This window comes from Parapedobacter soli (assembly GCF_025460835.1).
GTDB classification, from domain to species: domain Bacteria; phylum Bacteroidota; class Bacteroidia; order Sphingobacteriales; family Sphingobacteriaceae; genus Parapedobacter; species Parapedobacter soli.
In genome coordinates this window covers 1-13,509 of record NZ_JAMXAY010000006.1, presented here as the reverse complement: position 1 = coordinate 13,509, position 13,509 = coordinate 1, and the positions used below count along the sequence as shown (strand labels likewise).

Below are 13,509 nucleotides of genomic sequence, written 5' to 3'. Positions count from 1 at the left end.
ACAACGATTTAACCGCAGTTAAATTCGGGTTTCACTATTTTAAACTTAACGCTTCAATATGCAAAGCGTAAATGAGATGTAGGCCATTTTGCGAAAGCCATCTGGTCAGGATCAATACGCTAAACCTGTGTAGATGAAGTTTATGATACATGAGACCCGATTCATTTAATTGCGGTTTTTTTGTGCCAAAATTTATGAGGTCGGCTATAGGGTAAGAGCAAGGAGTAAGGATTGAGGAGTAAGGATTGAGGAGCAAGGAGTAAGGATTGAGGAGCAAGGATTAAAGATCAAAGAGTAAGGATTAAAGATTAAAGAGTAGCAATTAAAGAGTAGCATAGAAACACAAACAAGCAAAAGATGGAAATCATATATATCATTATAGCCTTTGCAGTGGGGGTGGTTGTTGGCCGCTTCGCACTGCGCATGCTGTTTAAGCGGCAAGAGGTGGCTGCCCAAAACAAGGCCAAGAAGATACTCAAGGAAGCCGAGCAGGCCGGTGAACACCTGAAGAAGCAGCGCCAGCTGGAGGCAAAGGAAAAATTCTTGCAGCTGAAAGCGGAGCATGAGAAAGAAACCAATCAGAAAAATAATACCCTCAATCAGCGTGAAAACAGTATCCGGCAAAAGGAACAATCGCTTAATCAAAAGCTGGAAAACCTGAATCGCGAAAAACAGGAGGTGGAAAACCAACGCAAAAACCTGGAGCGGCTTACTGAAATCAACGAGAAGAAGCAGACAGAAGTGGAGCAACTCAAAGCCCAGCACATCAAGCAATTGGAAACCATAGCTGGCCTGTCGGCTGAAGATGCAAGAGCGCAGCTCATTGAGAACCTCAAAGAAGAAGCACGCTCCAAGGCCATTATACAGATTAAAGACATTGTAGACGAAGCCAAACTCACCGCTACTAAAGAAGCAAAAAAGGTAGTCATCCAAACGATACAGCGCACGGCTACCGAGAGTGCCATTGAAAATACGGTTTCTATTTTCAATATAGAAAATGACGAGATCAAAGGACGCATCATAGGCCGTGAAGGACGCAATATCCGTGCACTGGAGGCCGCCACGGGGGTAGAAATTATCGTTGACGATACACCAGAAGCCATTATCCTATCGGGATTTGACCCCGTACGGCGGGAAATTGCACGGTTGGCATTGCACCGCTTGGTAACAGATGGGCGTATACACCCCGCGCGTATCGAAGAGGTGGTGGCTAAGACCAAGAGACAGATAGAGGATGAGATTGTGGAGATCGGCGAACGGACGGTTATCGACCTCGGTATCCATGGGCTTCACCCGGAACTGATACGGATGGTGGGGCGGATGCGCTACCGCTCATCGTATGGGCAGAACCTCTTGCAACACTCACGTGAAGTGGCCAATTTTGCTGCTACCATGGCCTCTGAACTGGGGCTCAATGTGAAATTGGCCAAGCGGGCCGGATTGCTGCACGACATCGGTAAGGTGCCTGACGATAACCCCGAATTGCCACACGCCATCCTGGGTATGCAACTGGCCGAGAAGTACAAGGAGCACCCCGAAGTATGCAATGCCATCGGTGCGCACCACGACGAGATTGAGATGACATCTTTGATATCGCCGGTTGTCCAGGCCTGTGATGCCATTTCAGGTGCACGGCCGGGCGCCCGCAGGGAGGTAGTAGAGAACTATATCAAACGGCTCAAAGAGTTGGAAGAACTGGCTCTCTCTTACCCTGGTGTAGAGAAGACCTTTGCCATCCAGGCAGGCCGCGAATTGCGCGTGGTAGTGGAGAGCGAGCGGGTCTCCGACCAGCAGGCCGAGCTGCTTGCAGCCGATATATCCACCCGTATCCAAACGGAGATGACTTATCCCGGGCAGATTAAAGTGACCGTGATCCGGGAGACGCGTTCGGTCTCTTATGCAAAGTAGTTAAGTTAATGGTTAATGGTTAATGGTTAATGGTTAATTGTTAATGGTTAATTGTTAATGGTTAATTGTTAATTGTTAATGGTTAATTGTCAATGGTTAATTGTTAATTGTCAATGGTTAGTGGTAAGCGTGAGTCGTAAGTCAGGAGTAAAGAAGAAAAAGAAGGGACAGGAAGTGCCCAAACGGCCGGTGGAGGTTTATTTCGATGCCTTCAACCAGCAATACCGGCACCCGGTAAACCGGGTAATCCAATGGATAGCTATCCCTGTTTTCGCGTTTTCGATCTTGGGGTTGGTATGGATGGTGCCCTTTCCCGAAATTGCGCTCCTGAAGAAGTATGGTTATGATACATTCCTCAATTGGGGCTCGTTTTTTATTGCCGGTGTGGTGTATTACTACCTGCGTTTGGCGCCGACCTTATCTTATGCCATGTTTGTTACCATTGGGGTATATAGCTTTTTAATCGTCCAATTGGAGTACGTGGAACAGGGCGGCGGCCCCGCGGTATGGTCGGTATGTGCCTGCCTGTTGATGGCTTCGTTGCTGGCGTTATACCTTGGCAAGAATATGGAAAAAGTTGCAGTACCGTTCCGTAGCTTCCTCAAACTGCTGTTGCTGGGACCTATTTGGCTCTGGCATTTTGTATTCCAGAAATTGAGGATACCTTACTGATTATCTCGGTTACTAACCACCGATTACCCATATCGCTGGGATAAGGCACCCAATCCTGCCTTATATCCATAGGCCGTAAACTGGAATTTGAGGTTGTTGATATGACCGAGGCGCTCTTCTTTCGGTACACGCTCCAGGATAAGGATTCGGCAGTATGCCTCAACCAATTTCAAGTCGCGGGCTTCACACAGGGCAATGGCACGTCGGCCGATTTCTACCAGGTCTTTTTCTTTGTCGCAATTGCCCGTTTGCAATTGGAAGACAGCATGCATGAGGCGGTAAGTAGGGTTATCATACTTGTATATCGACAGCTTCCTGACGTCCGATATCGCCTGTTCAACATCGCCACTCTCCCAACGATAAAACGCACGGATAAGCGTCTCAACATCGACTTCGAAACGATTTGTTTGTTTTATTTTCTTAAATCGTGTGTCGAAGAGTTCCAGATAGGGGAATGCGATCGCAGTATTTCCGGATATCTTGATGTATAAGTATAGCAACACGTCGATAAAGAAGGGTGCCGCCAGCGTTTTTGCCAATGGCAGGCGAGTAGACAGGGTGTTTAGTTCGACTAAGACCTGTTGATCGATGCCTCCCCCTTTGAAGTGCTGGTAGAGATAAGTTAACAAAAGAATCGGGTTGATTGCAAACGCCGTATATGCTTCCGGGGGCAAGGCAGCCAAGTGCTCGAGTTGTTCGAGTAGCGCTTCTTCGTCCCATTTCAGCAACGCGATAGTAGCGAGCTTGCCACGCGCGTAAATTTCATGCATTTCTGTTAGGTTGAAATAGAGCAATTTTTCCAGGCAGGATTCAAATTCGACTTGGAAGCTCATGTGACGAAGCATGTAGTCTATGAACGGTGTTTGCTGAATCGCCTCATTTATTTTGTCTCGCGTAGCTGTGTCATCTTTGGCAAGCTTGTGAAGGCCGTCGCAGATGAAAGTGATAACTTCAAACGTCTCCTCGTGTATGAAGGATATGTTTTCCAGTTGGTTGATCAGCTGCAAGTCAGCCGATTCCATTTGGAACAACAGCAGCCATTTCAGCTGTTCTGTTTTCGAGCGGTCATCGAATGGTGATCTATGTAAAGCGTCGATGATTTCGGTCGCCTCCTTATACATGTTGAATAGTTCGAGGGCGATAAAGTAATTCGCAATGGTGTCTGATTGAAATTGCACGATAGTTTGCTGGCGCATGTCGAGGTCGCCATTTGTTTCGTTCAACAGCCCCGAATAGAGCAGGTCGTTGTAGGCTACGCGGTGTCGCCTGATGGCGGGGTAAGCTTGTTTCCAGTTGACCTGCAGCCGGCCATCTTGCTGTTCAATCGCGGATGATAGCTCTTCCAAAAGCGACTGTTTGCTCAATGTATTCACACCATTAAATACTTTCTTTTTCAGGTATTGTGTGATAGCCAGGTACTCTTCAAAGGGTGTAATCTGATAAGGGTCTAGACGGTCGCCCACCAATTTATAATAGTATTGGAAAAACAGGGGCGTATGGATAAGTTGTGCATTGCGAACTTTTTGTAAGGGGTAGGCCTTGAATGAGCCATTGATGTTTTGAGCCAATTGTTGGAGTTCGGTTTGTGAGAATGGCGGCATACTAGCAGCCTCCCTTGGTCGGCCACCATATTGCATGGAAAACCACTGTGGATTGATAACCGTCTTTTTGAATAAGCTCTCGTACTTCAGCAACGACGTGGTTCGTAGGATCAGCACCATACGGAACCAGCTAAATTGGGCGAAATGGTTGACCATGTCCATGAACTGGCAGATTACCATATAAAACTGCCGATCGGACACTGAGTCGTTGTGCAATTCATCGACGACCAGGTAGAAATTTCCCGGTGCCCCATTACGGTGCTCTTCCATAAACGTATCGAGGTGCTCGGTGGTTTCAAACCCCAGGAGGTGAGCGAGCCAGCGATGGCTATGGTAACCGAATGCTGTGCCTTGCAACAACGACAGGCCATTTGTGAACAGGTAAATATCGTTGGACGAACCGACGGATACCTGGCTGATTTGTTTTTCGACCCAGCGGGAAATGCCTATTGTTTTTCCACAGCCCACGGGTCCGTGAAGGATGCCTGTGGTTGCACCGCTTTTTGCAAAACGCTCAACGAAGTGATTGATGTATTCTCGGTCAATGGTCAGATGGTACGGGATACCGCACTTATATTTATTGCTTTGGATGTTGAAAAGGCTGATTTTTGTTGCATTCAATGAAATTTTCCCCCATGTTCGCTGTTGCATGGTTTGCAGCTTGTTCTGTTCCAGATCGGTATAAAAACTATCCCAGCTTTCGAATCCGCAGTATTGCGCAAGTGCATTCAGCGTATAAATGGACGGTTGATGGGCGGATGAAGCGAAGCCAAATACCCGCTTGAGCGTTGTTTCGCTTACACTTTTATTGGTAGCATCTTTGATTTCCAATGCCAGCCGGTAGCAATCTGCAGGAACTATCTGGTTAATGGCGGCTTTAGTTAATACGATTTTTTTTAACTTATCAAAATAAGTGTGTAGATATGTTTTCATAAAAGATAGTAGATGTTTAAGGCAACGACCCCTTAAATTACGGATTCGATTCAAACGTTGATTTCGTTATTCAGATCGCCGGTCTATAAAAACGTTGCATAAGCATTATGTGTTTCGTTAGAATCTTGTTTTTCGAAGCGCTAGCTGAAGTCCCACGGTCGATTTTACCTTTTTTTGCAAGCCGGGGTTTCGCAAAAATATCATATTTCTACTGCCTTCGAAGTAACTATTGCATTGAATAATTTGAATATTCTTCGTTCAATACATATTAGAACTTGATAATATGGCGATGGCTTTCTTCCCACGATTGCCAGCACTATAACTCCCCATACGGGCGAAAACTTAAACATTTCAAAAGGCTTTCAGTGCCAAATATAGGAAGAATAGGTGGAAAAACATGGTGTATATTGATAAGTGAATGAAACGAACAGCATTCAGGTAAAATGAACAAAGTGAACAAGGGTTTGGTGTAGGTGCCAGCCTATATTTGCGTATAAAACGGGAGGTTTGGTTGTAGATGGGGAGAAAATAGACACTTCCGAAGAGCGAGGCCGCTCTCCAGAAATGTCAAAACATCTACCGTAGAAGTTAATTACAATAACCGTACCGTTTTTGTTTGGACAATAATTTTTTGTGATTTATTGCCGGACAGCAATTGATGAAGGGTACCTTGTTTATGGCCTGCTTCATTACCTACTAAGAAAAACATAGGGTTCACTGCGAGGACCGTGGAGTTACGAGCGTTGGCCCAACAGATAGCATCTATTGATAAATAATTTTACGGTTATAATCCCATAGCTAAATGGAAACATCATCTACTTATCCGAAATTTTCTTTTTTGCGTTTTATCTACACACTTGTGCTTGTTCCATTGTTGCTTGTCTCCCCCGGTTGGATTGGGGAGGTGAGGGGGCAGGATCAAAAGCGGACTTATGCTAATTTTCAGGGGACATATGAAGCGGGGGTCAATCTCTTAGGGTTACTGACTGGCGAAGTATCTGACGCGGGAAATGCAATCGATGGGAACGTTACAACGCATTCTACATTGAGTGTTCCGGTAGGAGTTCTGGGGTTGCTCTCGGCCACGCAATATTTGGAATTCACGACGGACGGAAACCACTCGAATGTTAGGACAATACCCGCAAATACTCCTGTTACAGTGAAGTCGTCTTTCCCCGCTGAGGTGTTGGGTTTGTTGAGCAATGTTGAGATTGGCTACTTTAATGATTTGGAGCCTGTTAATGCTGGTTTGCTGAATCGAGCCGGTTATAATACAAACAATCTGACGGTCGAATATTCAGGTGCAGCCTTATTGAATCTTCTTAATGGAACAGGGCAATTCGAGGTCACATTTACACCGGATGAAGATTACCAGGGGATATTTGTCAAATTAAGTGGAAATGGTTTAAGCGTTTTGTTGTCGAATCAGCTATTCCATGCTTATATTTATGAGGATTATACGTATGCGGATTGTGAAGAAAAGCATCAACCAATAGATGTATTATCTGGTACGCGATCGGCAGCCATCGGTGCTTTGACCTCACTCGGTGGAGTTACCAATCCCTATAACGTTATCAATGCCGATTATACCGACTATGCGACGATGAACGTCGGAGTCGGTGCGCTGAATACGATTTATTTAAATACGATATTCCCAACGCCGTCTGATCCGGGACAGGTTGTCCGCGTCGTGGTCGAAGAACCGGGGGCATTGCTTAATCTGAGCGTTTTATCTTCATTTTCGATACAACCATTTAATCGAGATGCGGCTGTGGGACCGCCGATCGCGGCGAACGGTGCACTAATCAGTGCTCGCTTACTCCCCGGTACCCAAAAATACGAACTTGCATTTAAAGTGGACGTTCCGTTCGACCGCGTTGAGTTGAGGTTCGACAACACAGTAACCGCCCTGACGTCGCTCCGGGTTTATGAAGTCAGTCGCTTGCCACGGGTGATGGTAATCGAAGATCCCACCGAATTAGCCGCGGCACTCACAGGCTGCGGGTCGGTGAATTTGTTGGCAGCCATTGCAAATTATCAGCCCGATTATTACGATTATCATTATTATACCGCTCCGTCGGGTGGAACCGCATTGCCGTCATCTACCGTTGGTGCCAGCGGTACGTATTATATCGAGGCTGTAGACAAGGTGACCGGTTGTATATCGCCCAGGGTGCCCGTTAATGCTACCGTGAATGCGTACCCGGAAATCAATTTCAGCCCTGCGCAGACGACTTTTGTCATTGCACCGGGCGGGAGCGTCACGTTACCGACACCGACCGTGTCAAACGTGACAACCAGTAGTATACAGTGGTATGACTATAACGGGAACGCATTTTCACCCACGGGAGCCATTAATTTTCCCACCGCGGGGGTATATATTTACTACGTTGTAGCCACCTCGGATGCGGGTTGCCAATCGGCAGCCACGGTGGTGGTTATCGTTAACAGCGATGGTTGTCCGCCGGCATTTTCGAGGACATACGCCACTAACCAGTCGTTTACCACCACGAGTTTACTGGGAATTAATCTTGGATCGGTGGTTGACGCTGGCAACGCGGCAGATGGCGATATATCGAGTTATTCGACCATCAATGAAACCCTTAACCTGCTCGGCCTGACCGGCGAGTCGTCGCAAACCCTGACATGGGATACCGACGTCAACGCTGGGACACCGGTTACGGTGAAATTGGCCAGGGATTATGGAGTTGCCTCGGTTATCGGTGGGATTTACGTTGCCCCGGTCGATGGCACGGGTGCCGAGATCGGACCCCGGGTGTCTGTTGACCCCAACCTAGCTGCAGCAGTCAATGGACTCAATGTGTTTGAACACACCTTTATACCTACCGGACCCACTGGAGCTGCAACAGCCTATCGGGGTGTGAAGGTCATTATGGAATCTGCGGTGAATGCATTGCAGAGCATTCGGGTGTACGATGCTTATTACCATAATACGGGAGCGGCAGACTGTTCCGGTGGCGATGTGGTCGACGTGTTCGGTGGCTATGAGGCACCGTTGTTGAACCTGAATTTAGCGTCCGGTTTAATCGGAGTGATCGATGCGGGGAATGCAGTTGACCGTGATTTATCGACAGCAACAATCATGCGGAACATCGCAGGAGTTGCGGCTTTAAGTAAGCTAGAAGTCGTATTCAATACGCCGTCTATAGAAGGGGATAGCTTGCAGATCGTCCTCGGCGAGCCGGGGTCACTCCTCGATGTCGGCCTGCTCGATGAATTGCGGATCCAGCGGTTCTTTGGTAACGTGCCCGTTGAGGCTCCCCTGGTAATTGACGAAAATTTACTGCGTTTAAGATTATTATCGGGTGGCGCTTCTTATTCCGTTCTGATGGTACCCACTACGGTTCCGTACGATCGGGTCAAAATAACCTATGGCGGTGTAGCCAATGTAGTCACGGAATTAAACGTATTTGAGGTTTCCCGTAAAGCGGCCACAGAGCTGCCGGGTACGCCCAATCCCGAATTGAATTCCCTGGAAATTTGCCAAGGTGAGTTGATCGACTTGAGTGGGCTTCCTGACGACTGCGGTACGGCGTATGTAATATACGACGCACCGTTTGGTGGTAACTTGTTGGATGGTGCCGCAATCACGGCATTGGGCGTGGGTACGCATACGCTTTGGATCCAACCGGTGCGTTACGGTTGCGAATCGCTGGCCCGCGGTATCCTGACTGTTACGGTCACGGAACCGCTGGCGGCACCCATTTTGGATCCGACTGGTACCGTGGTCATCGAAGAGGGTGATGCGGCTACCCTAGAGATCACGAACACATATCCCGCCGGAACCACCTATAAGTGGTTTAAGGACGGCACAGAGGTCACCGGCGAAACGGGAGCAAGTCTGACAGTTTCGAACTTTACGGTATCCGATATCGGTAATTATACGGTACAGGCCTTCGGCGTATGTGCCTCGCCGTTGAGCGATGCCGTGCGTTTGACCCTGCTTGATGTCGATATTTGGAAGTCAGCCGACCAGACCGTTGTGAGTGGAGGTGAAGAAATTACCTATTCTATTCACATAAGGAATAATACAACCGTTCCGATTACGGGACTGATGGTAAGGGATGATATTCCTGCGCATACTACCTATGTTGACGGATCGGCTGATGCGGGGGGTACGTTAAGTGGGGCGGCTGTGTTCTGGAATGATATTGATGTTGCGGCTAACAGTACAACTACGCTTATTTTTAAAGTGCATGTCGATGAGGACTTGACGGACGTGCCCGAGATTGCTAACATGGCGTTGATTCGTACGTCGCCGACGGCGGCGGATATGAAATCGTGGCCGCCAAATGCAACGAATGATGGTCCCGACGAAAGTGGGCCGAATGAAACCATCATACCTGTCAGCCCGGATAAATCGATTGTGGCATGGAAGAGTTATAAGGTTGGTGGAGATGCCACCATAACCAGTGTGACCGGAGGTGAAGAGGTTGAATATACAATCCATGTACGCAACGATGGCAACCAGGATCTGACCGGGTTAACCATCGCCGATCCTGTTCCTGCAGGTACGACACATGTTGGTGGCGGTACGCTTGTCGGATCGAACGTAGAGTTTGGTCCGTTCGATCTGGCATTTGGTCAAACGAAAACGTTCACGTTCAGAGTTCAGGTTGACGATAACTTAACAACGGTTACCGTTATATCGAACGTTGCCGAAGTAACGGTGCCGGGCGAGCCTACAGTGCAATCGTATCCGCCGGTAGACAATACGACGACGCCCACGCAGCCGGATGAAACGGCTCCTCCGGGAACGGATATCGACGTCGCTGCGGTACGAACGGTGACGTTTACCAAGGTGGGGCGCAACCAAGATGATCTTCGTCAAGCGGCACCTGGCGATGTGGTTACCTACACGTTCACGGTTAAAAATACGGGTAATAAAGATCTACAAAGTTTAGTTATTACCGATCCACTTCTGTCTGATAATGTAACATTCCAACCTAGTGGAAGTGATGGGGCGTTGAATGGAACCACATGGGAGTTTCCTGCCGGTAATCTTGCCGTAGGCGCTACCGCGACAGCAACGTTGGTAGTTGATATAGCGAATCCATTAGTTGATATAGGAGAAACAACCATTTCCAATACCGCTACGCTCACATTTGAAGATGAAAACAATGCTCCGCTGCCGCCTCAAACGGCGACAGACAACCTGCCGGTAAGCTGTACGCCAGTTGTCGCAACTGATATAACAGCTAGTGACATAGATGCCTGTCTCGGAGAAGAGGTGACACTTACCGCAAGCTACGACCCAGCCACTCTTTCCATTACGAATGCCCACTTTATCTGGTATGTCGATGGCAATGAAATCGGTCGTGCTGATGCGGACGGGGCGGGTACGGCCTCGATTAATTATACGTTTACCCAGGCTGGTTCAACCCAGGTAGAGATATTCTTAGAAGGTGATGATGCCTGTTTCCAAACGCCGGGTAGGTTTATTACCGTAGATGTTGAAGCTATTCCAACAGCACCAACGGTAACGGCAACATCGGATGAGGTTTGTGAAGGTGATGATGTAACCTTGACAGCCAGCGGCACAGGCGCAACTTACCAGTGGTATAAAGACGGAGCTGTGCTTACTGGTGAAACAGCGAATACGTTGGTGGTAACGGGTGCGGTAATGGTGGATGCAGGTGTTTATACTGTTAGGGCATTAACGACCAATGGTTGTGAAAGCTCAGCTTCACTGCCGGTTGAAATCACCGTTAATCCGGTACCGGCACAACCGACTATTACACCTGACGGACCAACGACGTTGTGTGCGGGCGGGTATGTTATCTTGGAAAGTTCGGATGCTGGTGCGGGCAGTAGTTACGCGTGGTACCTGGACGATGGTACGAGCGGTCCGCAGTTATTGACGGGTGAAACTCAGCGGCATTTGGTAGCTGCACAAAGTGGGGAGTACACGGTTGTGGTAGCCAACGCGTCAGGTTGTGAGAGTGTCGCTTCGTTGCCGGTATTGGTAACTATTAACCCAGCACCTGAAATCGAAATCACCAGTGGTTCGTTGACCCACGCGGTAGAAACCGGCGTTGAAGTTGATATTCCGACGTTTGTGGAAGAAACTGGTGTAACCTATTCGTGGTATAACAGTGACGGCACTGGATTTTCAGGCTCCGTGTTTGGGCCGTTTGCAGAAGCAGGAACGTACGTCTATACGTTGGTAGCTGCTGTAAATGCAACAGGATGTGAATCCAGCGTAACAGTAATCATCAATGTGTATAATCCAGGGGATTGTCCGCCGGTGTATAACCGGGTGTACAATGATGCGGCAAACGCAGGTACAGTCGCTAGATTACTGGGTATTCCTATCGGAAACATCACCGGGGCGACGAATGCCGCGTCAGACGATGTAACCACGTATTCGCAATTGAGCGAAACGCTGGGAACTAGTCTGTTGGGCCTCACAGGCCAGACTTCGCAAACATTAAGTTGGAGCGAGCAGGTTCCAGCTGGTACAGCGGTCTCTGTCAAGTTAGGTAAGCAATTCACGTTGGCCCAAGTTGTCGGCGGACTGCATGTAGTGGCCGTCGATGGCGCAGGTAACCCCGTGAGTCGACCCATGGCGGTGGAGAGCAACATTGCTTATGCCGCCGGTAGCGTGAATGTATTTGAATATACGTTTGTCCCCGTCGACGATAATAATGAAGTAGTCGCCTATCAAGGCGTTAAAGTGTATATGCAGTCGTTGCTCGGCGCATTGCAGACGTTCCGTATCTACAATGCCTATTACCATGAAGTCGGCACGCCTGACTGTGATGAGAACGATGTCCGTGATGTACTGCACGGCGTGGAAAACCCGATTAGCGGTGTAAATACACTTTCGGCGTTGGTGGGCGTAGACAACCCGTGGAATGCTGTGGATGGTGACGAAAGTGCAGTGGCCACCCTGAACAATGCCGTGGGGGTGAACGCACAGACGAGGTTAGAGATCTTATACAACACCCCGGTGATTGCTGGTGATCGGATCACGATGAAGATCCGGCACACAGCCGCACTGGTTGAAGCAAATGTGTTGAAGTGGTTTACCATCCAACCTTACATGGGTACGACACCGGTAGGGGATGCAATTGATGAAAATAGGCTGTTGGAGGTGAACATCCTTACGGGCGGACAAGAAGCGGAAGTTTCTTTTGTCGCAGACCGCCCCTTCGATCGGATTAAGATTCTTTATGGCGGCGTTGCATCCGTGTTGTCGTCGTTGGAAGTGCTCGAAATATCAAGGACATTACCGACACCGGAACTTGGACCGGGGAATGATAACAAGTTTGTGATCTGTGAAGGCGAAGATATCGATCTTACGGGACCTGATGATTGTACGATTTACCGACTATATGACGCCCCGACGGACGGTAACGTCGTTGATGTTACTAATTTGACAAGTGCTGGTTCGCCTTATACATATTATGTGCAGGCGATCCGGTTCGGCTCATGCGAAGTCGGCGAACGTACTCCAGTTGAGATTACGGTGAACGCACTTCCCGGTTTACCGGTTGCGAATAATTTGGAGGTCTGCGAGACACCTCTTGCTGGAGAGGTATTTTATGACGTGTCGGTTGTAGATGCTGATCATGAGCTTAGGTATTATGAAAGCGCAACGGCTTCAACTCCGTTGACGGATGTTCCGGTTGTAAACAGCGCAACAGTGGGGCTTTATACGGTGTATGTAAGCCAAGTAAATACGGTTACCGGTTGTGAAGGGCCGCGTGTAGCGGTAACTATCGAAGTGGTAGGAACCTTGCCTCCTGCATTGACGAACCGCGATCAGGTATTCTGTGAGATCGACGGGCCTACGGTTGCCGACCTGAACGATGACGGTGCTACGGGTGATGTGGTTTGGTACACTGTTGCTACAGGCGGTACGCCATTGGCGGCTGACGCTGCACTGACCACGGGCACATACTATGCTGCGCAGATCGGCGATAATTGCGAGAGCGTTGAGCGCACTGAGGTTGAGGTGACCATCACCGAGACACCTGCGCCTGACCTGACGAACCGCGATCAGGTGTTCTGTGAGATCGAACTGCCTACGGTTGCCGACCTGATTCCGGACGGTGCTACGGGTGATGTGGTTTGGTACACTGTTGCTACAGGCGGTACGCCATTGGCGGCTGACGCTGCACTGACCACGGGGACATACTATGCTGCGCAGATCGGCGATAACTGCGAGAGCGTTGACCGCACGGAAGTTGAGGTGACCATCACCGAGACACCTGCGCCTGACCTGACGAACCGCGATCAGGTTTTCTGCGAGATCGACGGGCCTACGGTTGCCGACCTGATTACGGACGGTGCTACGGGTGATGTGGTTTGGTACACAACAGCCACGGGCGGCACGCCATTGGCGGCTGATGCTGCACTGACCACGGGT

Annotated in this window: 4 protein-coding genes; 3 read left to right on the top strand and 1 reads right to left on the bottom strand. The window is 48.9% G+C overall.

The genetic code is table 11. The features are described 5' to 3' along the window. The first annotated feature begins 357 nt into the window (after positions 1 to 357). Positions 358 to 1,908, top strand: a complete 1,551-nt coding sequence (rny, locus tag NGM62_RS04195) for a ribonuclease Y (protein ID WP_262246008.1) — start codon at positions 358 to 360, stop codon at positions 1,906 to 1,908. A gap of 129 nt (positions 1,909 to 2,037) precedes the next feature. Then, complete coding sequence (locus NGM62_RS04190; RefSeq protein WP_262246006.1) at positions 2,038 to 2,580, top strand: hypothetical protein; 543 nt, start codon at positions 2,038 to 2,040, stop codon at positions 2,578 to 2,580. A 23-nt stretch (positions 2,581 to 2,603) separates the two neighbouring features. Here the strand turns inward: NGM62_RS04190 and NGM62_RS04185 are convergent, their stop codons facing one another. Continuing rightward, positions 2,604 to 5,114: a hypothetical protein gene (locus NGM62_RS04185; protein WP_262246004.1), complete on the bottom strand. Its 2,511-nt coding sequence runs from the start codon at positions 5,112 to 5,114 to the stop codon at positions 2,604 to 2,606. Positions 5,115 to 5,916: 802 nt separating this feature from the next. On the opposite strand from NGM62_RS04185, the gene NGM62_RS04180 reads away from it, so the two are divergent. After that, the coding region (locus NGM62_RS04180; protein WP_390936411.1) for an Ig-like domain-containing protein at positions 5,917 to 13,509 on the top strand (7,593 nt) is incomplete at its 3' end.

What these genes read in the sequence shown, in the direction of transcription:
- rny (WP_262246008.1), top strand. Translation starts at nt 358, where the DNA reads ATGGAAATCATATATATCATTATAGCCTTTGCAGTGGGGGTGGTTGTT.
- NGM62_RS04185 (WP_262246004.1), bottom strand. Translation starts at nt 5,114, where the DNA reads ATGAAAACATATCTACACACTTATTTTGATAAGTTAAAAAAAATCGTA.